Source organism: Kluyvera georgiana, assembly GCF_050990895.1.
Classification (GTDB): Bacteria; Pseudomonadota; Gammaproteobacteria; order Enterobacterales; family Enterobacteriaceae; genus Kluyvera; species Kluyvera georgiana.
Window position 1 is genome coordinate 3386462 of sequence record NZ_CP158865.1, and the last position, 23885, is coordinate 3410346.

23 protein-coding genes are annotated in these 23885 nt (G+C 55.7%); 15 read left to right on the top strand and 8 right to left on the bottom strand.

Annotated elements, in window-relative coordinates:
- Positions 1–228 precede the first annotated feature (228 nt).
- From rhtA to glnQ, 5 genes are all read left to right on the top strand, one after another.
- Positions 229–1116 (top strand): threonine/homoserine exporter RhtA, encoded by an 888-nt coding sequence (rhtA, locus tag ABTW00_RS16145; protein ID WP_064548479.1) that lies wholly within the window; start codon positions 229–231, stop codon positions 1114–1116.
- A 293-nt stretch (positions 1117–1409) separates the two neighbouring features.
- A complete protein-coding gene (gene dps, locus ABTW00_RS16150) occupies positions 1410–1913 on the top strand; it encodes a DNA starvation/stationary phase protection protein Dps (protein WP_052284751.1) in 504 nt (167 codons plus the stop codon).
- Between the two features lie 362 nt (positions 1914–2275).
- Positions 2276–3022 carry a glutamine ABC transporter substrate-binding protein GlnH gene (glnH, locus tag ABTW00_RS16155; RefSeq protein WP_433636338.1) on the top strand — a complete coding sequence of 249 codons (747 nt, stop codon included), beginning with the start codon at positions 2276–2278 and terminating at the stop codon, positions 3020–3022.
- 108 nt (positions 3023–3130) lie between these two features.
- Positions 3131–3790 (top strand): glutamine ABC transporter permease GlnP, encoded by a 660-nt coding sequence (gene glnP / locus ABTW00_RS16160; RefSeq protein WP_064548475.1) that lies wholly within the window; start codon positions 3131–3133, stop codon positions 3788–3790.
- Positions 3787–4509, top strand: coding sequence for a glutamine ABC transporter ATP-binding protein GlnQ (gene glnQ, locus ABTW00_RS16165; RefSeq protein ID WP_276852632.1), 723 nt, complete (start codon positions 3787–3789; stop codon positions 4507–4509). The genes glnP and glnQ overlap by 4 nt, the downstream gene beginning before the upstream one ends.
- Before the next feature lie 41 nt (positions 4510–4550).
- Here glnQ and rlmF read toward each other — a convergent pair whose 3' ends face one another.
- Positions 4551–5477, bottom strand: coding sequence for a 23S rRNA (adenine(1618)-N(6))-methyltransferase RlmF (rlmF, locus tag ABTW00_RS16170; protein WP_065355581.1), 927 nt, complete (start codon positions 5475–5477; stop codon positions 4551–4553).
- Between the two features lie 96 nt (positions 5478–5573).
- Here rlmF and ABTW00_RS16175 point away from each other — a divergent pair, with 96 nt between their 5' ends.
- The 5 genes from ABTW00_RS16175 (at position 5574) to ybiJ (ending at position 10496) form a co-directional block, all read left to right on the top strand.
- The gene (locus tag ABTW00_RS16175) at positions 5574–6194 is read left to right on the top strand and encodes a flavin reductase family protein (RefSeq protein ID WP_433636339.1); all 621 of its coding nucleotides are present in this window, start codon (positions 5574–5576) and stop codon (positions 6192–6194) included.
- A gap of 85 nt (positions 6195–6279) precedes the next feature.
- On the top strand, positions 6280–6531 hold the full coding sequence (locus ABTW00_RS16180) for a DUF1471 domain-containing protein (protein WP_433636341.1): 252 nt from the start codon (positions 6280–6282) through the stop codon (positions 6529–6531).
- Between the two features lie 237 nt (positions 6532–6768).
- Positions 6769–9051 carry a catecholate siderophore receptor Fiu gene (locus ABTW00_RS16185; protein ID WP_433636342.1) on the top strand — a complete coding sequence of 761 codons (2283 nt, stop codon included), beginning with the start codon at positions 6769–6771 and terminating at the stop codon, positions 9049–9051.
- Positions 9052–9097: 46 nt separating this feature from the next.
- Positions 9098–9775 carry a PKHD-type hydroxylase YbiX gene (gene ybiX / locus ABTW00_RS16190; RefSeq protein WP_271447064.1) on the top strand — a complete coding sequence of 226 codons (678 nt, stop codon included), beginning with the start codon at positions 9098–9100 and terminating at the stop codon, positions 9773–9775.
- A gap of 460 nt (positions 9776–10235) precedes the next feature.
- Positions 10236–10496 carry a DUF1471 family protein YbiJ gene (ybiJ, locus tag ABTW00_RS16195; RefSeq protein WP_064548464.1) on the top strand — a complete coding sequence of 87 codons (261 nt, stop codon included), beginning with the start codon at positions 10236–10238 and terminating at the stop codon, positions 10494–10496.
- Positions 10497–10678: 182 nt separating this feature from the next.
- Here the strand turns inward: ybiJ and ybiB are convergent, their stop codons facing one another.
- The 3 genes from ybiB to rhlE all read right to left on the bottom strand — a co-directional run bounded on the left by ybiB (position 10679) and on the right by rhlE (position 15362).
- Complete coding sequence (gene ybiB / locus ABTW00_RS16200) at positions 10679–11647, bottom strand: DNA-binding protein YbiB (protein WP_433636344.1); 969 nt, start codon at positions 11645–11647, stop codon at positions 10679–10681.
- Positions 11648–11747: 100 nt separating this feature from the next.
- Positions 11748–13886 carry an ATP-dependent DNA helicase DinG gene (dinG, locus tag ABTW00_RS16205; RefSeq protein ID WP_065355576.1) on the bottom strand — a complete coding sequence of 713 codons (2139 nt, stop codon included), beginning with the start codon at positions 13884–13886 and terminating at the stop codon, positions 11748–11750.
- 96 nt (positions 13887–13982) lie between these two features.
- Positions 13983–15362, bottom strand: coding sequence for an ATP-dependent RNA helicase RhlE (gene rhlE / locus ABTW00_RS16210; protein ID WP_433636345.1), 1380 nt, complete (start codon positions 15360–15362; stop codon positions 13983–13985).
- 228 nt (positions 15363–15590) lie between these two features.
- Here rhlE and cecR point away from each other — a divergent pair, with 228 nt between their 5' ends.
- The 5 genes from cecR to ABTW00_RS16235 all read left to right on the top strand — a co-directional run bounded on the left by cecR (position 15591) and on the right by ABTW00_RS16235 (position 21321).
- On the top strand, positions 15591–16268 hold the full coding sequence (cecR, locus tag ABTW00_RS16215) for a transcriptional regulator CecR (RefSeq protein WP_064548456.1): 678 nt from the start codon (positions 15591–15593) through the stop codon (positions 16266–16268).
- A complete protein-coding gene (gene hlyD / locus ABTW00_RS16220; protein ID WP_065355573.1) occupies positions 16265–17260 on the top strand; it encodes a secretion protein HlyD in 996 nt (331 codons plus the stop codon). Before cecR ends, hlyD begins: the two co-directional genes overlap by 4 nt.
- A complete protein-coding gene (locus tag ABTW00_RS16225; protein ID WP_433636347.1) occupies positions 17253–18992 on the top strand; it encodes an ATP-binding cassette domain-containing protein in 1740 nt (579 codons plus the stop codon). Before hlyD ends, ABTW00_RS16225 begins: the two co-directional genes overlap by 8 nt.
- A complete protein-coding gene (locus tag ABTW00_RS16230; protein ID WP_433636348.1) occupies positions 18982–20115 on the top strand; it encodes an ABC transporter permease in 1134 nt (377 codons plus the stop codon). Before ABTW00_RS16225 ends, ABTW00_RS16230 begins: the two co-directional genes overlap by 11 nt.
- A gap of 99 nt (positions 20116–20214) precedes the next feature.
- Positions 20215–21321 carry an ABC transporter permease gene (locus tag ABTW00_RS16235; protein WP_064548448.1) on the top strand — a complete coding sequence of 369 codons (1107 nt, stop codon included), beginning with the start codon at positions 20215–20217 and terminating at the stop codon, positions 21319–21321.
- On the opposite strand, the gene ABTW00_RS16240 is transcribed toward ABTW00_RS16235, so the two are convergent.
- From ABTW00_RS16240 to moaE, 4 genes are all read right to left on the bottom strand, one after another.
- Entirely contained in the window at positions 21283–21693 is a 411-nt protein-coding gene (locus ABTW00_RS16240) for a YbhQ family protein (protein ID WP_064548446.1), read from the bottom strand. The two genes, ABTW00_RS16235 and ABTW00_RS16240, sit on opposite strands and share 39 nt — an antisense overlap.
- A 138-nt stretch (positions 21694–21831) precedes the next feature.
- A complete protein-coding gene (locus ABTW00_RS16245; RefSeq protein ID WP_433636350.1) occupies positions 21832–22539 on the bottom strand; it encodes a Bax inhibitor-1 family protein in 708 nt (235 codons plus the stop codon).
- A gap of 146 nt (positions 22540–22685) precedes the next feature.
- Complete coding sequence (locus tag ABTW00_RS16250; protein ID WP_065355569.1) at positions 22686–23390, bottom strand: Bax inhibitor-1/YccA family protein; 705 nt, start codon at positions 23388–23390, stop codon at positions 22686–22688.
- 42 nt (positions 23391–23432) lie between these two features.
- The gene (moaE, locus tag ABTW00_RS16255) at positions 23433–23885 is read right to left on the bottom strand and encodes a molybdopterin synthase catalytic subunit MoaE (RefSeq protein ID WP_064548441.1); all 453 of its coding nucleotides are present in this window, start codon (positions 23883–23885) and stop codon (positions 23433–23435) included.

The window sequence follows — 23885 nt, forward strand, 5'->3', positions numbered from 1 at the left end:
TATCTCATTCATATTAAACATATTTTTACGTTAAATCTTATGTTCATCACGGTAAAAATAACGTTTAATTTTCCAGATAATTCCTAATTTGACAGACGAAATTTTCATCGACTCGGCAAATTCTACTCGTTTCAGGACGATTTTTTTTCAACAATTCCTCAACCGTCACCGACTATTTCCATTACACTGCCGGTTTTACCTCTTTTGACAAATATTGACAGGAAAAAGATGTCCAGCACGCCCCGCAAGCTACCCTCATGGTTACCGATACTCGTCCTCTTGATCTCTATGATCTCCATCCAGAGTGGCGCATCGCTGGCTAAATCGTTGTTTCCGTTGATTGGCGCCCCAGGCGTCACGGCGCTGCGCCTGGCGCTCGGCACGCTGATTCTGGTAGTGGTGTTTAAGCCCTGGCGACTGCGTTTCTCTAAAGAGCAGCGTCTTCCGTTGCTGTTCTATGGCCTGTCACTGGGGGCGATGAACTATCTCTTTTACCTGTCACTACAGCGTATTCCGCTGGGTATTGCCGTGGCGCTGGAGTTCACCGGGCCGTTGGCGGTGGCGCTGTTCTCATCACGCCGACCGGTGGACTTTATCTGGGTAGTTCTGGCGGTGATGGGTCTGTGGTTCCTGCTGCCACTGGGGCAGGATGTCGCGCATGTCGACCTTACCGGCGCGCTGCTGGCGCTCGGTGCCGGTGCCGGTTGGGCGGTCTATATTCTGAGCGGCCGTCGCGCCGGTGAAGATCATGGCCCGGCAACGGTGGCGATGGGGTCGCTGATTGCCGCCGTCGTTTTTGTGCCGCTGGGCGCTATGCAGGCCGCCGATACCCTGTTCCACTGGTCGCTGCTGCCGCTGGGCTTAGCCATTGCCGTACTTTCTACCGCCCTGCCCTACTCGTTGGAGATGATTGCGCTGACACGTCTGCCTACGCGTACGTTTGGGACATTAATGAGTATGGAGCCTGCTCTGGCAGCGATGTCCGGCATGGTTTTCCTCGGTGAGACGCTGACCTTTAGCCAGTCCATGGCGCTGGGGGCGATTATTATGGCGTCAATGGGTTCAACGCTCACAATGCGTCAGGAAAGTAAAATAAAACAAGTTGACGTCGGTTGATTTATCTTATTTATGCATAGTGCACGCCACTATGCATAATATCGAAAACAAACTGCATAAATTCTTATTTTATATCAATAAAAATAATTTAATAAAAATATCCACCACCTTTAATCATCAAGAACTACTTGTTTTAATTGAATTTAAAAAACAAAATTACGCTCTCTATCAAACCTATAGGCAGAATCAGAAAATACCGTTCCGCTCACGGTGCTATACTTGTTTTCGTTAATTCATGAGGACGCAGATACACGCGATTTAATAGGTGTATCGGATCAAGAGGATATATGATTATGAGTACTGCAAAACTGGTTAAAACCAAAAACGCCCAACTTCTCTATACGCGTAACGATGTTCCGGAAAGCGAAAAACAGGCAACCGTTGCGTTACTCAACCGTCAGGTTCTTCAGTTTATCGATCTGTCGCTGATTACCAAACAGGCGCACTGGAACATGCGCGGTGCCAACTTTATCGCGGTGCATGAAATGCTTGATGGCTTCCGCACGGCGCTCACCGATCATCTGGATACTATGGCTGAACGAGCCGTGCAGCTCGGCGGTATTGCGCTGGGGACCACTCAGGTCATCAATGCCCAAACGCCGCTGAAAAGCTATCCGTTGGATATCACCAGCGTGCAGGATCACCTGAAAGCGCTGGCCGAACGCTATGCCATCGTCGCCAACGACGTGCGCAAAGCAATCAGTGAAGCGAAGGATGAAGACACTGCAGATATCTTCACTGCGGCTTCCCGCGACCTGGATAAATTCCTGTGGTTTATCGAGGCGAATATCGAATAACCATAGAAAAATCTTATTCCTCTCCGGCCTCTCCGCCGGAGAGATTTGCACCATAAAAGTGCGACCTTTTGGACGCAAACCCCGCAAAAGTAAATCATTTGTAATAATCACCTCACACAATCGTTAATAAAAGATTGTTTTCTCCTCTGCGTTTGCGCTAAAAAACGCCATACTTAACAACACGCTTTCCATGCACCACGCTGGTGCCCTTATTTGGTGCAAAGCTATCATTTTTTTTCCGCTGTTGTGCAACGGAAAAAGCATTATTTGTTAAGAAACAACTGATTGTAAAGTTGGCACGTTTTTTTCATAAGCCGTTTGTTATCGCAGGGGATTGCCCCGTGGATATAAAAGGAAATGCTATGAAGTCAATGTTTAAAGTTTCACTGGCTGCACTCACTCTGGCGTTTGCGGTCTCTTCCCAGGCTGCAGAGAAACAGTTGGTTGTCGCAACGGATACCGCGTTCGTCCCGTTCGAGTTTAAGCAGGGTAATCAGTATGTCGGCTTTGACATCGACCTGTGGGCAGCTATTGCGAAAGAGCTGAAGCTGGATTACACCCTGAAGCCGATGGACTTCAGCGGCATTATCCCTGCGCTGCAGACCAAAAACGTCGATCTGGCGCTGGCGGGCATTACCATTACCGACGAGCGTAAAAAAGCGGTCGACTTCTCCGACGGCTACTACAAAAGCGGCCTGCTGGTGATGGTGAAAGCCAACAACAATGACATCAAGAGCGTGAAAGATCTGGATGGCAAAGTGGTGGCGGTGAAAGGCGGTACAGGCTCCGTGGATTATGCGAAAGCAAACATCAAAACCAAAGACCTGCGCCAGTTCCCGAACATCGATAATGCGTATATGGAATTGGGCACCAACCGCGCTGATGCGGTACTGCACGATACCCCGAACATTCTCTACTTCATCAAAACAGCCGGTAACGGTCAGTTCAAAGCGGTAGGCGAATCGCTGGAAGCACAGCAGTACGGTATTGCCTTCTCTAAAGGTAATGACGAGCTGCGTGAAAAGGTGAATGGCGCGCTGAAAACGCTGCGTGAGAACGGCACCTACAACGAAATTTACAAAAAATGGTTCGGTACTGAACCAAAATAATAAGCCACACCCACCACGACCGCCGGCGGCATTTTCCCGGCGGTTCGTTGGCGTTTCCCCGGCCCTGCGCTGGGGATTTGTTTTTCACCACGGTAACAGGAACGTATTATGCAGTTTGACTGGAGTGCCATCTGGCCCGCCATTCCGCTACTGATTGAAGGCGCTAAAATGACGCTGTGGATTTCGATCCTCGGTCTCATCGGCGGTCTCGTCATTGGCCTGGCCGCAGGCTTTGCCCGTTCATTTGGCGGTTGGATCGCCAACCACATCGCGCTGGTTTTCATTGAAGTGATCCGCGGAACGCCGATCGTCGTCCAGGTGATGTTTATCTACTTTGCGCTCCCTATGGCATTTAACGATCTGCGTATCGACCCCTTCACCGCTGCGGTCGTCACCATTATGATCAACTCCGGCGCCTACATTGCGGAAATTACCCGCGGTGCGGTACTGTCTATTCATAAGGGGTTCCGTGAAGCAGGACTGGCGCTGGGGCTCTCTCGCCGCGAAACCATTATTCACGTGATTCTGCCGCTCGCGCTGCGACGCATGCTGCCACCGTTGGGTAACCAGTGGATCATCAGCATTAAAGATACGTCGCTGTTTATCGTCATCGGCGTTGCCGAGCTGACACGTCAGGGCCAGGAAATTATCGCCGGTAACTTCCGTGCGCTGGAAATCTGGAGCGCCGTTGCCGTCTTCTACCTGATCATTACGCTCGTGCTGAGCTTTATTCTGCGTCGCCTGGAAAGAAGGATGAAAATCCTGTGATTGAATTTAAAAATGTCTCTAAGCACTTTGGTCAAACCCAGGTGCTGCATAACATCGACCTGAACATCAAGCAGGGTGAGGTGGTGGTGATCATCGGTCCTTCCGGCTCGGGTAAATCAACGCTGCTGCGCTGCATCAACAAACTCGAAGAGATCACCAGCGGCGATCTGATTGTCGACGGCCTGAAGGTGAATGATCCGAAGGTCGACGAACGCCTGATTCGTCAGGAAGCCGGTATGGTGTTCCAGCAGTTCTATCTGTTCCCGCACCTGACAGCACTGGAAAACGTGATGTTCGGGCCGGTCCGCGTACGCGGCCTGAAAAAAGAGGCGGCGGAGAAGCTGGCAAAAGATCTGCTGGCAAAGGTGGGCCTGGCGGAACGTGCGCACCACTACCCATCCGAGCTTTCCGGCGGCCAGCAACAGCGCGTGGCGATTGCGCGTGCGCTGGCGGTGAAGCCGAAAATGATGCTGTTCGATGAGCCCACCTCGGCGCTGGACCCGGAGCTGCGCCACGAGGTGTTGAAAGTGATGCAGGATCTGGCGGAAGAAGGGATGACGATGGTTATCGTGACCCACGAAATCGGCTTTGCCGAAAAAGTCGCGTCTCGCCTGATCTTTATTGATAAAGGCAGGATTGCCGAAGATGGCAATCCACAGGAGCTAGTGAAAAATCCGCCAAGCCTGCGTCTGCAAGAGTTCCTGCAGCACGTATCCTGATAAGCACGCCGTTTATCCCTCGGGGTAAACGGCGTGTTCTCTTAGCGTTTGCGCGCCAGGAAACGACGACGCTGCTCATCATCCATAAACGACCAGGCGATAAAGCGACTCTGCTTCTGCCCCTGAGCCATCTCTTTTTTCACCACTTTGACGGCCCCCACGTCGGTTAACGCGCGATACAGCGGCGGCAGATTTTCCCCTTTCGACACCAGCGACGTAAACCACATCACCTGACGAGCAAAGCCTTTACTCTCGGCAATCATCTGCTTGATAAAGGCCACTTCCCCGCCCTCACACCACAGCTCCTGCTGCTGGCCGCCAAAGTTCAGCGCATCATCGCGATCCTGTCCCAGATTGCGGCGTTTGCGCTCGCTACCGGCACGAGCCGCGGCGGCAGAATCATGGAACGGCGGATTGCACAGCGTTGCATCGTACTGTTCGTTTTTATGGATTACGCCGTTGAACATCGCCGACGTCTCTTTCTGGCGGCGCAGACGGATCATCCGGTTCAGCGAGGGGTTAGCGCTGAGAATAGCCTGCGCGCTGGCAAACGCCTGCGGATGTGTTTCACTGCCGGTAAAGCGCCAGCCATATTCATGCGCGCCAATCAGCGGATAAATACAGTTTGCGCCAACGCCGATATCCAGAATATTCGCGCCCTTCACCACGTTGCCGTTTTCATCGCTTAACAGATCGCTCAGGTGATGGATATAGTCTGCGCGCCCCGGCACTGGCGGGCAGAGGAAACCTTCCGGAATATCCCACTCTTTTACCGCATAAAAGTGCGCCAGCAAGGCTTTGTTCAGGGTCTTCACCGCCAGCGGATCGGCAAAATTAATGGTTTGCTCGCCAACCGGGTTGAGGGTAATAAAATCGCTCAGCGCGGGGCAGGCCTGACGCAGCGCGTCCAGGTCGTAGCGGCTGTGATGACGGTTACGCGGGTGCAACCCCGGTTTTTGGGTACTCATGACTTTCTCCTGTCCTAGTGCGGCGTAAGATACCCGTTGACGACGGTGCGGTAAATAAGGGAGTCTGAATAACTGCTTATTGATAACAGGTGCGCTATGTTTTTTTATCAACCTTCCCAGGGCCATGGGTTACCACACGACCCGCTTAACGCCATCGTAGGGCCGCGACCGATTGGCTGGATTTCATCTGTCGATGCTGAGGGGCGACATAACCTGGCCCCCTACAGCTTCTTCAACTGCTTTAACTATCACCCACCGATCATCGGTTTTGCCAGCAGCGGCTGGAAAGATAGCGTGCAGAATATCGTCGAGACCAAAGAGTTCGTCTGGAACCTGACGACCCGCAGCCTGGCGGTAGCGATGAATGAAACCTCAGCCACCCTGCCTCACGGTGATGATGAATTTACCCGTGCCGGGCTCACCGCTGCGCCAGGCCGGGTCGTCAACGCGCCACGCGTCGCGGAAAGCCCGGTGAACTTTGAGTGCCGGTTATCGCAATGTATTCAGCTCACCGGTGCCGACGGTACCGCGGTGGATACCTGGCTGGTGCTTGGCGAAGTGGTTGGCATTCATATTGATGAATCGCTGCTGGAAAACGGCATCTACCAGACCGCACGCGCCCAGCCGGTGCTGCGCGCAGGCGGGCCTTCTGCCTACTACACCATTGACGAGAGCCATCGCTTTGATTTAATTCGCCCGGACGCCCGCCGCTCCTGATGAAAAACCGCCACCCCGGTGGCCGTTTTTTTCCATCAACGACCTACAATTAAGGTATTCCCTGTTGCTATCAGGAGGGGATGCCATGAACACCTTTCATCGACTTTTTCTCGCCATACTGCTCGTGACCACCACCACCGGCTGCGCCCATCCCACACCCGCTTCTGGCGTACCTTTTCGCCCGGTCGGGACCGTGACGGCCAGCGGTGCCAGTAACCTTGACGATCTTCAGCAGCAGCTTGCCAGCAAAGCGCACAAAGCCGGCGCGATAGCCTTTGTGGTCGACGTTGCCGGTGGGAAAAACAAACTGTTCGGTTCTGCAACGCTGTATGAGTGAGCGGTAATCCCCCTCAACAATGTAAGATTTATGTATAAATAATGAAGAAACTGTAAACCAATGTATTTATTTTTAATGCGATGAGTGATAAAAGATACGCCGACTTGATAATGATTATCACAATCATTATCAACATCATTTAATAAAAATTAAACAACCTGCAGTGGCAAAGGGAGCAAGACGATCCCCGATTGTCATTTTTAAATGGCTTTAAAAAATTATAAGACGCTCATTGATATGGAAAAAAATCGCACTACCCCGTTCAGTAGCTTTGGTTCTCTCACCTTCTTTACCGGCCTTTGTCTCGGCCTGACGCCTCCCGTTCAGGCCGACGAGGGTAAAGAAAAAAACGCCGGCGATACGTTGGTTGTTGAAGCTCAGGTTCCTTCACTGTATGCCCCAACCCGGTCCGCTGACCCAAAATTCAGTCGCCCAATTGCCGACACCACGCGTACCGTGACCGTGATTTCAGAGCAGGTGCTCAAAGATCAGGGAGCCACCAACCTGACCGACGCACTGAAAAACGTGCCGGGCGTTGGCGCCTTCTTTGCCGGGGAAAACGGGAGCTCATCGACGGGCGACACCATCTATATGCGTGGTGCCGATACCTCGAATAGCATCTATATCGACGGCATCCGCGATATTGGCAGCGTAACCCGCGATACGTTCAATACCGAGCAGGTCGAGGTGATCAAGGGGCCGTCGGGATCCGACTACGGTCGTAGCGCGCCAACGGGCTCGATCAACATGATCAGCAAGCAGCCGCGCCTGGATTCAGGTATTGATGCCTCCGCCAGCGCGGGTAGCGCATGGTATCGACGCGGTACGCTGGATCTTAACGAAGCGATCGGTGAAACCACCGCCGTGCGTTTAAACCTAATGGGTGAAAAAACGCATGACGCCGGGCGTGATAACGTTAAAAACGAGCGCTACGGCATTGCCCCCTCCATCGCGTTCGGCCTGGGGACCGAGAATCGTCTGTACCTCAACTATTTGCACGTTAGCCAGAACAATACGCCAGACGGCGGCGTACCTACCGTGGGCCTGCCGGGCTACTCCGCGCCCAATGCCGCGACCTCCGCGCTGAACAGTTCCGGCAAAGTGGACACCCACAATTTCTACGGCACCCGCTCCGACTACGACGACTCCACCACCGATACGGTGACGATGCGTTTCGAGCATGATTTTAACGACACGACCACTGTCCGCAACACCACCCGCTGGTCGCAGATCAAGCAAGATTACATGATGACGGCGATAATGGGCGGCGCAAGCAACATTGGCCGACCGGACCCGAGTAACGTCAATACCTGGACCTGGACGCGCAACATCAACACCAAAGATGTCAGCAACAAGATCCTCACCAACCAGACCAACCTGACCTCGAAGTTCTACACTGGCGCCATTGGCCACGATATCAGTACCGGCGTGGAATTCACTCACGAGCAGCAAACCAACTACGGTGTTTACCCGTTTACCGCGCCGCCGGTGAATCTGTATCACCCGGATAGCAGCGTTTCGTTAGGCAGCCTGCAACGCAGCGGGGCAAATGCAAACGGCCAGACCGATACGTTCGGGATTTACGCCTTCGATACGCTACAAATTACCCGCAATTTTGAACTCAACGGCGGGATTCGCCTGGATAGCTATCATACCGAGTACGACAGCGCTTCTCTGTGCGGCGGCACCGGGCGCGGCGCTATCGCCTGCCCGGCTGGCGTCGCCAAAAATACCCCGGTCACCACCGTGGATGCCGTCAAGTCGGGCAACCTGGTGAACTGGAAAGCCGGTGCGCTCTACCACTTAACGCAGAATGGCAACGTTTACGTCAACTACGCCATCTCCCAGCAGCCTCCAGGCGGCAGCAACTTCGCGCTGGCGGCGGGTGGTTCCGGCAGCAGCGCTAACCGTACCGATTTCAAACCACAGAAGGCGAAAACCAGCGAAGCGGGAACCAAATGGGAGGTGCTGGACAAGCGTCTGCTGCTGTCCGCCGCCGTTTTCCGCACCGACATTGAAAACGATGTCGAAGCCAACGACGACGGTACCTACTCCCAGTACGGTACCAAGCGTGTAGAGGGCTACGAGCTGTCCATTGCGGGCAACATTACGCCGGAGTGGCAGGTGATTGGCGGCTTTACCCAGCAGCGCGCGACGGTACGTGAAGGCACCGAGGTGGCGCAGGATCAAAGCGATTCCCTGCCGTACACGCCGGAGCATGCCTTTACATTATGGAGCCAGTACCAGGCGACCGATGCCCTTTCAGTCGGCGCAGGCGCGCGCTATATCGGCAGCATGCATCGTGGCAAAGATGGCGCGGTGGGTACGCCGGACTCTACCGACAGCTACTGGGTTGCGGACGCCAAGCTTGGCTACCGCGTCAATCGCAATCTGGACCTGCAGCTGAACGTTTATAACCTGTTCGATACCGATTATGTTGCCTCTATTAACAAGAGCGGCTATCGCTATCATCCGGGTGAACCGCGCACCTTCGTGCTAACGGCTAACGTTCACTTCTAAGTGATTGTGTGGGGCGAAAGCCCCACTTTTTTCAGGAGACACAGCCATGATGTATCGAATTCCCGGCGTGCTGAGCGCGGACGAGGTACGCGATCTGGTCGCGGAACTCAACCAGGCGCAATGGGTCGACGGCCGAGCGACCGTCGGGGCGCAGGGTGCCCAAGTGAAGAACAATCAACAGGTTGATACACGCAGCGAACGCTACATGACGCTACAGAGCCGCGTGCAGGAAGCGGTCAATCGTCATTCGCTATTTTTTGCCGCCGCGCTGCCAAAAACCCTCTCCAGCCCGCTGTTCAACCGCTACCAGCAGCAGGAGACCTACGGCTTTCACGTCGATGGCGCGGTACGCCAGCATCCCCATAGCGGCTGGATGCGTACCGATCTGTCGGCCACGTTGTTTTTGTCTGATCCGGAAAGTTACGACGGTGGTGAGCTGACGATTAACGATACCTACGGCCAGCATGTGGTCAAACTCCCGGCAGGCGACCTCGTCCTCTATCCCTCCAGCAGCCTGCACTGCGTCACACCGGTGACGCGCGGCGTACGGCTAGCGTCATTTATGTGGATTCAGTCGATGGTTCGCGATGACAAACGCCGCGCGATGCTGTTTGAACTCGACCGGAATATCCAGTCGCTCAATAGTCGGCACGGTGAGTCGGAAGAGGCGCTTTCACTGCTCAATCTGTACCATAACCTGCTGCGCGAGTGGTCTGAGATCTAAAGCCTGCCAATATTTCTCAAAATATATGAAGAAGATGGGCGCAGAAAAGCTCATGCAGCGGCAGTGCCTGCCGCTTCGCTAGCGCCATTTAAAATGGCAACATAAAAACTTACAACAACCAAAATAATCAGGATATAATCTCAAACACAAGCCATGTAACCAGGCTTTATTACAAATCCATACCGCAACATACAGAGCAATCGGTTATCTTTACAAGTACACTTTTTGGCAAAAAAAGTAGCAAATTGTGCCTTCAGCTGCCCATCTTTCGGCTGATTTCCGCCAAACACATTCACACCGCGAATATTTTATTAATAATCAATAAATTAATAATCATTCAATTTTTTTGATTATGGTCATCAATTCTCTTCGATTTATTCCACCAAAGAAAAACGTGATACTTATCACATCGACGAAGACATCGTCCCCCGAACGGAACAACCTGCGAGAGATTAATATTATGAAAAACGTTAAATATGCTGTTGCTGCTATCGCCCTGTCAGCCCTGTCTTTTGGTGCTTTTGCTGCCCAACCCGTGACTCAGGCTCAGGCTCAGAAAATGAATGAAATGGGTACCGTGTCCGTTGACGGCGCGACGACTCTGGATGGTATGGAAGCTCAGCTGGCGCAGAAAGCTGCCGCAGCGGGCGCTACCGGTTATGCCATCACCTCTGCTAACACCAACAACAAAGTTAGCGGTACTGCGGTTATCTACAAATAATCGCCACCCTCTGTTATACCCCGTGAGCTGACCTCTCGCGGGTGCTCCAACCCTCATTGAACTTGTTGATACCCTTTTTTGCCCGGCTGCCACGCCGGGCTTTTTTTGTCTGGGATTCAGCAAAGAAAAACCCGGGGTCGCTTACGCTTGCCCGGGCTAAGAGAGTGTAGGCTGGATAAGGGTTAATACGCCTGCGCGACGCGGGCCAAACCGGCTTCCAGGGAACTCACTTCACCGGTCGCCAGCAGGCAGCAGGCCATCTGAATTTTCAGCGACTGCGGTACCGGCTCAACGCCCGCCACGCAGCGTTCAATCCACTGGGCGGTCGTTTGCGGATCTTTTGCCATTGGCAGCGCCACTGGCGTATCCGCCTCATCGCTCTGACGTTCGTTCACCACCCGCGCGCCCGCGGCGTCTATCAGGGTAATCTGAGGGCAGCGCAGCGGATTCGCGTACACTTCGCCTTCCGTACCGTGCATCAACAGGCTTCGCCCGCCAATATCACTGAAGAACTTCGCCACTTTTCCCACGTATTCCGGATGCGAAACGCTGGACAAGCGCAGCGCCGCATCTTCAGCGAACGGCGTTGCCAGTTTGGCCAGCGTATGCGCGCTGTTACGTACGCCAAGCTGCCAGCGCAGGTTCAGCTGACGCTCCAGCGGCGGGCAGAGTGCGCCGACCGGGATATAAACGGGCTGATGGCCGTCAAGCTTCGCCTGTGCCTGGCCCGCATGACGGGTAGGTTCAATGCCCATTAGCTCAAAAATAGTTTCCGTAATCACGCGAGTCGGATCTTCACTGACCCCGTGCACTACCACCGGAAAGCCCAGCTTGTGCAGCAGCATCGCTAACAGCGGCGTCAAGTTGGCCTGCTTACGCGCACCGTTATAGCTCGGAATGACTATCGGCATAGGTTTACCTACCGGCGGCGTCAAACGCATCGTTTTCTGCTGCATCGCCTCATAGAAGCCGAGCATTTCCGCCTCACCTTCCCCCTTAATGCGCATCGACAGCAGGATGGCGCCCATTTCCAGATCCGCAACGTCACCATCAAGCATTCGGGTATACAGACCGCGCGCCGTATCCTGATCCAGGTCGCGGGCATGATTTTTACCACGACCGATTTCTTTGATGATTTTGCGATAATCCATTTTCTGCTCCTTTGCTCATCGTAGGCCGGCAAGGCGAAGCGCCATCCGACAATGTGCGGCGGCCGCCTGATGGCACTTCGCTAATCAGGCCTACACCGGGCTACCGTTTTTTACGGCGTGAGGGTTTAGCTTTCTGTTTTACTTCCGGCACTTCCGGACGTTCAATCGGGAAAACCGGTAACGCATCCAGTAAACGCTTACCGTAGTTTTTGGTCAACAATCGCTTGTCGTAGATGATCACTTCGCCCCAACAGCCGTGGCTACGAATTAATCGCCCCACCTGCTGAATCAGGTTAAATGACGCGCTCGGCAGGCTTTGCACCTCAAAGGGATAGCGATTGAGACTCTTAAGCCATTCCCCCTCGGTGATGACCACCGGACTGTCGATGGGCGGAAAAGCGATCTTGTGGATGTGCACCTGGCTTAGCAGCTCGCCTTTTAAATCCAACCCCTCGGCAAACGATTGTAGCCCAACCAACACGCTGCGCTCGCCGCTCTCAACGCGCTTGCGATGTAGCTCCACCAGCCGATAGCGCGGCTGGTCGCCCTGCACCAGCAGCATTAGCCGCAGGTCGGTCACGTGCTCAAGGAAACGCTGCATCGCCCGCCCGCTGGCGAACAGCACCAGCATGCCATGGTGTTTCTTACTCTCAACCTGCTCGCGAAAATAGGCCGCCATTTCGGCAATATGCTGCTCTTCGTTTTCCATCAGCGGCTCGTAGCGCATCTGCGGGATCACGATTTTTCCCTGCTCGACGTGGTTAAACGGCGAGTCCAGCGCCACAAAGCGGTCGCCCGCTTTCTCTTTCAGGCCGCTCATTTCCTGCAACCGCGAGAAGCTATTCAGTGAGCGCAATGTGGCCGATGTCACCACAATATGCGGCACGCTGCGCCACAGCAGGCGTTCAAGCTGGTCGCTGACGCGAATACCGACGCAGTGGAACCAGACGTGCATCTGCCCATCGCGCACGTCGCGGGTCGCCCACTTGGTGACCGGCGCGCCCGACGCCTGCGAAAGCGACGCCAGCCGCCACAGTTTGCTCTGGGACTCAAACATGCCCAGCGCGCGATTCATCTGCAAGATAACCCGGTGCAGACGCACAATATCGTGGCTGCCGGTTTTCTCGCTGAGATCGTTTAAGAACAGCTCCGCCAGCCCACGCAGCATTTCAGTGAGTTTGGCCAGACGCTGGCATATCTCCATCACTTCATCGGGCAACTCGCCCATCGGGAAGCGGTGTTCGGCTTCCTGAGTTGCAGGGAGATACAGATTAAGAATGTTATTCAGTGAAGCAATCAGCTCGTACAGCTCTTCGCAGTGCGCAGTCAGCCGTTCCGGCAACGCCAGCGGCGGCGTGGTTTTCGGGCGGAACTGCTCCATGCATGTCGCCACCAGCTTGCTGAACAGATCGAGCTGTAGCCGGTACCACGGCGCAGTAATTTCGGCGCTCATCTCCAGCGCATCGCGCGCCACGTCCGGCAGGTGGTGGCCTTCATCAAGCACCAGCAGCAGGTTTTTCGGTTCCGGCAGTACCGCTTCGCTCTCCATCGCCGCCATCACCAGCGCATGGTTAGCCACTACCACTTCGGCTTCCTGAATCTCGCGGCGCGCGACAAAAAAGGGGCATTCGCGGTAGTAATGACAGTTACGGTTCAGACAGCTGGCTTTATCCGTGCTGAGTCGCCGCCACAGATCGTCGTCAATGGCGATATCCGTATGATCGCGCAGACCGTCCCACTTATAGCCATCGAGGTCGGCCTTGAGCTTCGCACAACGCTTCTGTTCTTCCTGGTTGCTCGGCGTCAGCTCATCATCAAGGAACGCGAGTAGATCCTGCTGGTTTGGTTCGGTACTGGCCAGCGCCGCAAGGTTACGCGGGCAGACGTAGCGGCCACGACCAAAGGCGGCGGTAAAACGCAGATCGGGGATAATTTTGCGCAGCAGCGGCAGATCTTTACTGTAGATCTGATCCTGTAGCGCCACGTTGGCGGTGCTGACCACCAGCGTTTTTTGTTCTTCTCGGGCAATCGCAATGCCGGGAATCAGATAGGACAAGGTTTTCCCGACGCCGGTTGGCGCTTCAATCGCCAGGTGCCGCCCTTCTTCCCCGGCAAGCGTTTTGGCGACGTCCGCAATCATCTGCCGCTGCGGCGCACGGGGGATAAAGTCGGGGATCTGTTCCTGAAGCGCCTTGTACCAGGCGGCGATTTGCGCTTTCAGCGCGGCGGTCAAAGCCATGAGAAAACCTGAGATACTGTATAAACAGCCACTATTGTGGCATTTTCTGTACGCTGTCGCAAAAAAGAAAGCCCGGCTTTCGGCCGGGCTCGCAATTTACTGTGCTGCTGCGGGTTTACGCGGGCGACGCGGCGGGCGCGGCTTATCACCAGCCGGTTTTCCCTCCGCACTGCGCGGCCTGGCTTTCGGCGCACCGCCGTCGTTGCGACGCGGCTGCTGACTACGGCCCGCCCCCTGGCCTTGGCCTTGACCCTGGCTCTGACCGCGACCGCGGCCACCGCCGTTGCCACCGCCACGCTGCTGGCGACCGTTCTGAATCGGCTCGGCCTTAATGGACGGGTCCGGCTCGTAGCCCGGCAGCGCAATACGCGGAATTTCTTTCTTCAGCAGGCGCTCGATATCACGCAGCAGTTTGTGTTCATCGACGCAAACCAGCGACAGCGCTTCTCCGGTCGCCGCCGCGCGGCCTGTACGGCCAATACGATGAACGTAATCTTCCGGCACGTTCGGCAGCTCGTAGTTCACCACGTGCGGCAGCTCTTCAATATCCAGGCCACGCGCGGCGATGTCGGTGGCGACCAGCACGCGAATATCGCCGGATTTAAAATCGGCCAGCGCACGCGTGCGCGCACCCTGCGATTTATTACCGTGGATGGCGGCGCTGCGGATGCCGTCTTTATTCAACTGCTCCGCCAGGTGGTTAGCACCGTGTTTGGTACGGGTAAACACCAGCACCTGTTGCCAGTTGCCTTCGCCAATCATCTGCGACAGCAGCTCGCGCTTACGCTTTTTATCCACCATGTGAACGTGCTGTGTCACCTGCTCGGAAGCGGTATTACGGCGCGCCACTTCAATTTCCAGCGGGTTATGCAGCAGTTTTTCCGCCAGACCTTTAATGTCATCGGAGAACGTTGCGGAGAACAGCAGGTTCTGACGCTTCGCCGGCAGCTTGGTCAACACGCGGCGAATGTCGTGGATGAAGCCCATATCGAGCATACGGTCCGCTTCATCGAGCACCAGAATTTCGACCTGATCCAGCTTCAGCGCATTCTGATGCTCCAGATCCAACAGACGGCCCGGCGTGGCGACCAGCACGTCTACGCCGCCGCGCAGCTTCATCATCTGCGGGTTGATGCTCACGCCGCCGAACACCACCAGCGAGCGGATGTTCAGGTATTTACTGTATTCACGCACGTTTTCGCCAATCTGCGCCGCCAGCTCACGGGTGGGGGTGAGGATCAGCGCACGCACCGGGCGACGGCCCTTCACGTGCGGCTCGCGGGAAACCAGCAGTTGCAACAGCGGCAGAGTAAAGCCTGCGGTTTTACCGGTGCCGGTTTGCGCGCTGGCCATCAAATCACGGCCCTGCAGTACCGCAGGAATCGCCTGCTGCTGGATGGGGGTGGGTTCGCGGTAGCCTTGCTCAGCAACGGCACGCAAAATATCGGGGTTCAGTCCGAGAGAATCAAAAGACATAAGTACTCCACACCCACCCCGACCGCATGCGGTGTAGTTTTCGAGGGGATAAAAAAACAGGTAATGACAAAAACCACAATGTCATGAAGGGGCGGAGTGTAGCAGTTTTTGTGATTCACCGCATAAATTATCCCCTTCGCGGTAGAAAACAAGATTATTCACCAGACTGGACAAGCGCAAAAACCCGGCATAATCTTAATCAATCGTTTGATTAATTTTGGTGGTGCCATGACGACCACACCGATAACCAGCAAAGGCGAGCAGGCCAAAAGCCAGCTCATCGCCGCCGGGCTCGCCCAGTTTGGCGAGTACGGCCTGCACGCCACCACCCGCGATATTGCCGCTCAGGCCGGGCAGAATATTGCCGCCATCACCTACTATTTTGGCTCAAAAGAAGATTTATACCAGGCCTGCGCCCAGTGGATCGCCGACTTTATCGGCGAAAACTTTCGCGCCCATGCCGAAGCCGCCGAGCAGCTGTTTGCCCAGCCGCAGCCGGACAGAGAGGCCATGCGTACCCTGATCCTCCGCGCCTGCCAGAACATGATCTTACTGCTGACCCAGGACGATACCCTTAACCTCAGCAAATTTATCTCTCGCGAGCAGCTGTCGCCGACCGCCGCTTACCAGCGTATCCACGATCAGGTCATTGCCCCGCTGCACGCGCACCTGACTCGCCTGATTGCCGCCTATACCGGCTGCGATGCTAACAGTACGCAGATGATCCTCCACACCCACGCCCTGCTGGGCGAAGTGCTGGCGTTTCGCCTCGGGCGAGAAACCATCCTGATGCGCACCGGCTGGACGCAGTTTGACGCCGACAAAGCTGAGCAAATTTTCCAGGTAGTAACCTGCCATATCGATCTGATCTTGCAAGGATTAACGCAAAGGAGCCTCAACTCATGAAAAAACCGGTGGTTCTGATTCTGGCGGTGGTGGTCATCGTCGCGCTGATTGGCGGCGGCACGTGGTGGTACCAGAGTCGGCAAAACAACGGCCTGACGCTCTATGGCAACGTGGATATTCGTACTGTGAATATGAGCTTCCGCGTCGGCGGCCGCTTACAGTCGTTGACGGTCGACGAAGGCGACGCCATCAAGCAGGGGCAGATCCTCGGTCAACTGGACCAGGCGCCTTATGAAAATGCCCTGATGCAGGCCAAAGCCAACGTCGCGACGGCGCAGGCGCAGTACGACCTGATGATGGCGGGCTATCGGGCGGAAGAAATTGCCCAGGCCGCCGCCTCGGTGAAACAGGCGCAAGCGGCCTATGACTATGCGCAAAGCTATCTCCAGCGCCAGCAGGGGTTGTGGAACCAAAAACTGTTGTCGGCCAACGATCTGGAAAATGCCCGTTCGTCCCGCGATCAGGCGCTGGCGACGCTCAAATCGGCACAGGATAAACTCAGCCAGTATCGTGCGGGGAATCGTCCGCAGGAGATTGCTCAGGCGAAAGCCAATCTGGAGCAGGCGCAGGCGCAGCTGGCCCAATCCACTCTCGACCTACATGACACCGTACTGACCGCCCCCTCAGACGGCACCCTGCTCACCCGCGCGGTGGAGCCGGGCAGCATGCTGAACGCGGGCAGCACCGTACTGACCCTCTCCCTCACCCGCCCGGTGTGGGTCCGCGCCTATGTGGACGAGAAAAATCTCAACCAGGCGCAGCCGGGTCGAGAAATTCTGCTTTATACCGACGGCCGCCCGAATAAGCCGTATCACGGCAAAATTGGTTTTGTCTCCCCGACCGCGGAATTTACCCCGAAGACGGTTGAGACGCCGGACCTGCGTACCGACCTGGTCTACCGTCTGCGTATTATCGTCACCGACGCCGATGACAGCCTGCGCCAGGGGATGCCCGTCACGCTTCAGTTCAACGAAGAACCGCGCCATGAGTGACGGCCAGATTCAGCTACGCGGGCTGGTCAAACGCTTCGCCGGCATGGATAAACCGGCGGTCGCCCGGCTGGACTGCACCATCAACGGCGGCTATGTGACCGGCCTTGTCGGTCCCGACGGCGCGGGGAAAACCACGCTGATGCGCATGCTCGCCGGGCTGCTGAAGCCGGACGAAGGCAGCGCGACCGTGCTCGGGCTGGATCCGATTGCCGATGACAGCGCGCTGCATTCGGTGCTGGGCTATATGCCGCAAAAATTCGGCCTGTATGAAGATTTAACGGTGATGGAGAACCTTAATCTCTATGCCGATCTGCGCAGCGTAACCGGCGACGTCCGCGAGAAAACCTTTGCCCGGCTGTTGGAATTTACCGCACTGGGGCCGTTTACCGGGCGGCTGGCGGGAAAACTCTCCGGCGGTATGAAGCAGAAGCTGGGGCTGGCCTGTACGCTGGTTGGTGAGCCAAAGGTGTTGCTGTTAGATGAACCAGGCGTCGGCGTCGACCCCATCTCACGACGTGAACTCTGGGAGATGGTGCACGAGCTGGCGGGTGACGGCATGCTGATCCTCTGGAGTACCTCGTACCTCGACGAAGCCGAGCAGTGTCAGGACGTGCTGCTGATGAACGAAGGCGAGCTGTTGTATCAAGGGGAACCCACCGCCCTCACCCGCACCATGGCCGGACGCAGCTTCTTAATGCACAGCCCGGCGGAAAATAACCGCAAGCTGCTGCAACGGGCGCTGAAACAGGAGATGGTCAGCGACGGCATGATTCAGGGCCGTTCGGTACGCGTCATCCTCAAAAAATCGGCCACCGCCGAGGCGCTAAAGCAGGCGCCGGGCATGCCTGAACTGGAGATGGAAGAAACCGCGCCGCGATTTGAAGATGCCTTTATTGACCTACTGGGCGGCGCAGGCACCTCGGAATCCCCGCTGGGCGCCATTCTCCACACCGTTGACGGCTCGCCGGATGAAACGGTGATTGAAGCCAAACAGCTCACCAAAAAATTCGGCGATTTCGCCGCCACCGATCACGTTAACTTCGCCGTCAAACGCGGCGAGATCTTCGGCCTGCTGGGGCCGAACGGCGCAGGGAAATCGACTACCTTCAAGATGATGTGCGGTCTGCTGGTGCCCACCTCCGGCAATGCGCTGGTGCTGAACATGGACCTGAAGGTCAGCTCGGGTAAGGCACGTCAGCATCTGGGCTATATGGCGCAGAAATTTTCGCTGTACGGCAACCTCACCGTCGAACAGAACCTGCGTTTCTTTTCCGGGGTGTACGGCCTGCGCGGCCGCGCGCAGAACGAAAAAATCGACAGCATGAGCAACGCTTTCAGCCTGAAAGCCATCGCGCGCCACACCACCGACGCGCTGCCGCTGGGCTTTAAGCAGCGCCTGGCGCTGGCCTGCTCGCTGATGCACGAGCCGGATATTCTGTTCCTCGATGAACCCACCTCGGGCGTAGACCCTCTCACCCGCCGCGAATTCTGGCTGCATATCAACAGCATGGTGGAAAAAGGGGTCACGGTGATGGTCACCACCCACTTTATGGATGAGGCGGAATACTGCGATCGTATCGGCCTGGTCTATCGCGGTAAGCTGATTGCCAGCGGCACGCCGGACGATTTAAAAGCGCAGGCCGCAGACGCGCAGCAGCCGGACCCGACCATGGAACAGGCCTTTATCACGCTGATTAACGACTGGGATAAGGAGCATGCCGATGAGCGCTAAGATGCTGTCCTGGCGGCGCGTGCGCGCGCTGTGCGTGAAGGAGACGCGGCAGATTGTTCGCGACCCGAGCAGCTGGCTGATTGCGGTGGTGATCCCGCTATTGCTGCTGTTTATCTTCGGCTACGGTATTAATCTCGACTCCAGCAAACTGCGCGTCGGCGTACTGCTGGAGCAGCAGAGCCAGGAGGCGCTGGACTTCACCCATACCCTTACCGGCTCACCATATATTGATGCCACCATCAGCGATAATCGCCAGCAGTTGATTGAAATGATGCAGGCCGGGCGTATTCGCGGCCTGATCGTCGTACCGGTTGATTTTGATAAGAAGATGGCCCGCGTTGGCGACGACGCGCCGATTCAGGTGATTACCGATGGCAGTGAACCGAACACCGCCAACTTTGTGCAAGGCTACGTTGAGGGTATCTGGCAAATCTGGCAGCAGCAGCGCGCCGAGGATAACGGCCAGGACTTCGAACCGCTTATCGACGTGCAGACCCGCTATTGGTTTAACCCGGCGGCCATCAGCCAGCATTTTATTATTCCCGGCGCGATCACCATTATTATGACGGTCATTGGCGCGATTCTGACCTCGCTGGTCATTGCCCGCGAATGGGAGCGCGGCACCATGGAAGCGCTGCTTTCCACCGAGGTGACCCGCGTCGAGCTGCTGCTGTGTAAGCTGATTCCCTACTATTTCCTCGGCATGCTGGCGATGCTGCTGTGCATGCTGGTGTCAGTGTTTATTCTCGGCGTGCCGTACCGCGGCTCGCTGGTGATCCTGTTTTTCATCACCAGCCTGTTTTTGCTCAGCACCTTGGGGATGGGGCTGCTGATTTCCACCATTACCCGCAATCAGTTTAACGCCGCCCAGGTGGCGCTGAACGCCGCGTTTCTGCCGTCGATTATGTTGTCCGGGTTTATTTTTCAGATAGACAGTATGCCCGCGGCCATTCGCGTGGTGACCTACATCATCCCGGCGCGCTATTTTGTCAGCACCCTGCAAAGCCTGTTCCTGGCGGGCAATATTCCCGTGGTGCTGATGATCAACACCCTGTTTTTAATCGCTTCGGCGGTGATGTTTATTGGCCTGACGTGGATGAAAACCAAACGTCGGTTGGATTGATCATTGTGCTCGTATTTTGCCCGGCGGCGCGACGCTGACCGGGCTGACGAGCCCTGTAGGTCGGGTAAGCGCAGCGCCACCCGACATGAGGACAGCACTATGTTTTATCGCTTATGGACGCTTATCCGCAAAGAGCTACAGTCGCTGCTGCGCGAGCCGCAGACCCGCGCCATTCTGATTATGCCGGTGCTGATCCAGGTGCTGTTGTTTCCCTTTGCCGCCACGCTGGAAGTGACCAACGCCACCATCGCCGTCTATAACGAAGACAACGGCAAGCACGCCGTTGAATTAACCCAGCGCTTCGCCCGCGCCAAAGCCTTCACCCACGTGCTGCTGCTGAGAAGCCCGCAGGAGATCCAGCCTACGCTCGACACCCAAAAAGCATTGCTGCTGGTGCGCTTCCCGGCCGATTTTTCCCGTAACCTCGACACGTTCCATACCGCGCCGATGCAGCTGCTGCTCGACGGACGTAACTCCAACAGCGCGCAGATTGCCGCTAATTATCTGCAGCAAATCGTTAAAAACTACCAACAGGAGCTGATGGAAGGGAAAGCAAAACCGAACAACAGTGAACTGGTGGTGCGCAACTGGTACAACCCGAATCTCGACTACAAGTGGTTTGTGGTGCCCTCGCTGATCGCCATGATCACCACCATCGGCGTGATGATCGTCACCTCGCTGTCGGTAGCTCGCGAGCGCGAACAGGGTACGCTCGATCAGCTGCTGGTCTCCCCGCTCGCCACCTGGCAAATTTTTGTCGGTAAAGCAGTGCCCGCGCTGATCGTCGCCACGTTCCAGGCCACTATTGTGCTGGCCATCGGCATCTGGGCCTATCAGATTCCTTTCGCCGGTTCGCTGGCGCTGTTTTATTTCACGATGGTGATTTACGGGCTATCGCTGGTCGGGTTCGGGCTGCTGATTTCCGCGCTATGTTCAACGCAGCAGCAGGCGTTTATCGGCGTGTTCGTCTTTATGATGCCAGCGATTCTGCTGTCAGGCTATGTGTCGCCGGTCGAGAACATGCCGGTATGGCTCCAGCATTTAACGTGGATTAACCCAATTCGGCACTTTACCGATATTACCAAGCAGATTTATTTGAAAGATGCGAGTCTGTCGATTGTCTGGGGGAGCCTGTGGCCGCTACTGTTTATAGCGGCCACGACGGGATCAGTGGCGTACGCGATGTTTCGCCGCAAGATCGCCTGAGGTTTTTTCTTTCACCAGCAGCGAGAACACCGCTGGACCGGCAAGGATAGCCAGACCGGCCACCGCCAGCAGGTAGTTATTTTGCAGCACGCGCGACAGCAGCCAGACGACAATCATCGCCGCGCCAAAATACCAGGTGGTGGTCAACTCTTCGAGCACATCGGCGACGTCTCGCCAGCGCTGCTCGTGGTGACGCTGTAGCGCCAGCATCAGTAAAACGGTAACGGCATACACGACGCAGAGCCCCAAGCCTACGCGCACCAGCGCGCCGCTCATCCAGCCCATCACCAGCACGGCGACGACCAGCAAATGCAACATAATCTGCCAGCAACTTAGCCCAGTTGCGACACGAACTCGTTGTTGCCACTTCATGGCTTCTCTCCTGAAGAATTTTATTTGCTTATTCAGAGTACCCGAGTGTACGGAAAATTCCGTAAATGTGGTGCTTTTTGTGACGTTGGTGTCACTTTTTCGCTCAGGAAGAGAGCAATTTGTCTATTTTTAGCGCAATCAGTGCCACCAGAAACCGGAAAGAATGTCCATCACGCACATTAACAGTCGACGGTAAAATGCAATCACGCTGAGGGATATCGTCATCGCGCCCAGCACAATGCAGCGAGGCAGGGTGTAAAATTCGTCGGCGTACAGTTTACGTGCGTAGCCGTGCAGCGTGTCTTTTTCACAACCGGCCGTTACCGCCCATAGCACAACGGTAACGTGGCTGTAGAACCAGCGCGATGGGCAGCTATCCAGCAGGCTGTTTACGGTCATCGCGATCAGCGTACCGCAGACGATCATGATAATAATTTGCCTGACGCTGCCTGGATTCATATCAACGCACCAGCAAAGGCAGGCGCTGACGGCAAACATCGCGCCGGTAATCCCCAGTACGACTACAACTCCCTGCCATGTAAAAAGATTGCCCGAGAAAATGCCCGCCAGCGCAATAAATGCCAGATAAAAAACAACCGCCGCGGCTGTGCTCAATCGACGGAGTGGCCCCATCAAATAGTAGCCACCCACGATCAGCAGTAAAAAAGCGCCAAAAATAGCGGCGGGATGGAGTTCAAGCGCAAAAGCCTCGCGGTAGATGACCGTTGCCCACGTCAGCGCTGCCGTTGCCCATAAACCGGCGGCGGTGAGCAGCCAGACGCCGATCATCATTTTGGCGGGGATAACGGTGATTTGATGCTGCCGGATGGCGGAGAAGATGGGCATAAGGGGCTTCCGTGTCGATTTGGCTGATGGCTTAATCTGGCACGGTTGCCCATCGGCAAGCTGCTTTTAATGTGCGTTTGGCATCTGAATGAAATCCGAAAAAAATCCCGGAACCAGTCCGGGATCGTTTAACTCACTCAGCCTACCTAGCGGCGGTTACCAAAAATCCGCAGCAGCATCAGGAACAGGTTGATGAAGTCGAGGTACAGCGTCAGCGCGCCGAGAATGGCGTATTTACGCAGGTTCGACGAGTCGCGCACGTCAATTTGTTCGCCGATGTTTTTCAGCTTCTGGGTGTCGTAAGCCGTCAGACCGACGAAGATCACCACGCCAATATAAGTAATCGCCCACATCAACGCGTCGCTTTTCAGCCAGAAGTTGACCAGCGAGGCCAGCACGATACCAATCAGCCCCATAAACAGCATGCTGCCGAGGCCGCTTAAATCACGCTTGGTGGTGTAGCCGTAGAGGCTCATGATACCGAACATTCCGCCGGTCACCACGAAGGTGCTGGCGATAGATGAATAGGTGTAGACGATAAAAATGCTCGATAGCGTCAGCCCGGTGAGCGCCGAGTAGAGCATAAATAGCGTGGTCGCCATGCCCGCGCTTAAACGCTGCACCATGCCAGAAAGGACGAATACCAGCGCCAACTGGGCGATGATCAGCCCAAAGAAGGTGATTTTGCTGGAGAAAACAAACATCATCACCGCCGGCGTGTTCGCCGCGTACCACGCAATAAACGCGGTCAGCAGCAGCCCGCAGGTCATCCAGCCGTAAACCTGCGCCATATAGGTTTGCAGGCCGCTACGGGCCTGCACGATTGAATCAGAGCGAGGGAATCGATCCATGACGTTCTCCTGAATTAATGAAAGCCTGAAGTAAGTGTAACGCTACCAACGCTCGGCTGCCTGTTTATCGCTGTCGCGCGCTTCCACCCAACGCTCGCCTTCCGGCGTGGCTTCACGCTTCCAGAACGGCGCGCGGGTCTTTAGATAGTCCATGATAAATTCACCGGCGTCAAAGGCGCTGCCGCGATGGGCGCTGGTGACGCCGACGAAAACAATTTCTTCGCCCGGCCACATCTCGCCAATGCGGTGAATCACCGTGACGCGGCCCAGCGGCCAGCGTTCACGGGCGGCATCGACGATTTCCGCCAGCGCTTTTTCGGTCATACCCGGGTAGTGTTCGAGGCTCAGCGCCTTCACGCTGTCGCCGAGATTATGGTTACGCACCTTGCCGGTAAACGTCACCACCGCGCCATCTTCATCGCGTTCAGCCAGCCAGGGATATTCATCGCCGACGCTAAAACGTTCATGGCGAACGATAATACGGGTTTCGCTCAT

Bases quoted from the DNA above. Each gene is read 5' to 3' on its own strand.
- ABTW00_RS16185 (WP_433636342.1), top strand. From the start codon at position 6,769: ATGGAAAAAAATCGCACTACCCCGTTCAGTAGCTTTGGTTCTCTCACC.
- ybiX (WP_271447064.1), top strand. From the start codon at position 9,098: ATGATGTATCGAATTCCCGGCGTGCTGAGCGCGGACGAGGTACGCGAT.
- ABTW00_RS16175 (WP_433636339.1), top strand. From the start codon at position 5,574: ATGTTTTTTTATCAACCTTCCCAGGGCCATGGGTTACCACACGACCCG.
- glnP (WP_064548475.1), top strand. From the start codon at position 3,131: ATGCAGTTTGACTGGAGTGCCATCTGGCCCGCCATTCCGCTACTGATT.
- ABTW00_RS16240 (WP_064548446.1), bottom strand. From the start codon at position 21,693: ATGAAGTGGCAACAACGAGTTCGTGTCGCAACTGGGCTAAGTTGCTGG.
- ABTW00_RS16235 (WP_064548448.1), top strand. From the start codon at position 20,215: ATGTTTTATCGCTTATGGACGCTTATCCGCAAAGAGCTACAGTCGCTG.
- cecR (WP_064548456.1), top strand. From the start codon at position 15,591: ATGACGACCACACCGATAACCAGCAAAGGCGAGCAGGCCAAAAGCCAG.
- ABTW00_RS16225 (WP_433636347.1), top strand. From the start codon at position 17,253: ATGAGTGACGGCCAGATTCAGCTACGCGGGCTGGTCAAACGCTTCGCC.
- ybiB (WP_433636344.1), bottom strand. From the start codon at position 11,647: ATGGATTATCGCAAAATCATCAAAGAAATCGGTCGTGGTAAAAATCAT.
- dps (WP_052284751.1), top strand. From the start codon at position 1,410: ATGAGTACTGCAAAACTGGTTAAAACCAAAAACGCCCAACTTCTCTAT.
- glnH (WP_433636338.1), top strand. From the start codon at position 2,276: ATGAAGTCAATGTTTAAAGTTTCACTGGCTGCACTCACTCTGGCGTTT.
- ABTW00_RS16245 (WP_433636350.1), bottom strand. From the start codon at position 22,539: ATGCCCATCTTCTCCGCCATCCGGCAGCATCAAATCACCGTTATCCCC.
- hlyD (WP_065355573.1), top strand. From the start codon at position 16,265: ATGAAAAAACCGGTGGTTCTGATTCTGGCGGTGGTGGTCATCGTCGCG.
- dinG (WP_065355576.1), bottom strand. From the start codon at position 13,886: ATGGCTTTGACCGCCGCGCTGAAAGCGCAAATCGCCGCCTGGTACAAG.
- ABTW00_RS16250 (WP_065355569.1), bottom strand. From the start codon at position 23,390: ATGGATCGATTCCCTCGCTCTGATTCAATCGTGCAGGCCCGTAGCGGC.
- rhlE (WP_433636345.1), bottom strand. From the start codon at position 15,362: ATGTCTTTTGATTCTCTCGGACTGAACCCCGATATTTTGCGTGCCGTT.
- rlmF (WP_065355581.1), bottom strand. From the start codon at position 5,477: ATGAGTACCCAAAAACCGGGGTTGCACCCGCGTAACCGTCATCACAGC.
- ABTW00_RS16180 (WP_433636341.1), top strand. From the start codon at position 6,280: ATGAACACCTTTCATCGACTTTTTCTCGCCATACTGCTCGTGACCACC.
- ABTW00_RS16230 (WP_433636348.1), top strand. From the start codon at position 18,982: ATGAGCGCTAAGATGCTGTCCTGGCGGCGCGTGCGCGCGCTGTGCGTG.
- rhtA (WP_064548479.1), top strand. From the start codon at position 229: ATGTCCAGCACGCCCCGCAAGCTACCCTCATGGTTACCGATACTCGTC.
- ybiJ (WP_064548464.1), top strand. From the start codon at position 10,236: ATGAAAAACGTTAAATATGCTGTTGCTGCTATCGCCCTGTCAGCCCTG.
- moaE (WP_064548441.1), bottom strand. From the start codon at position 23,885: ATGAGCGAAACCCGTATTATCGTTCGCCATGAACGTTTTAGCGTCGGC.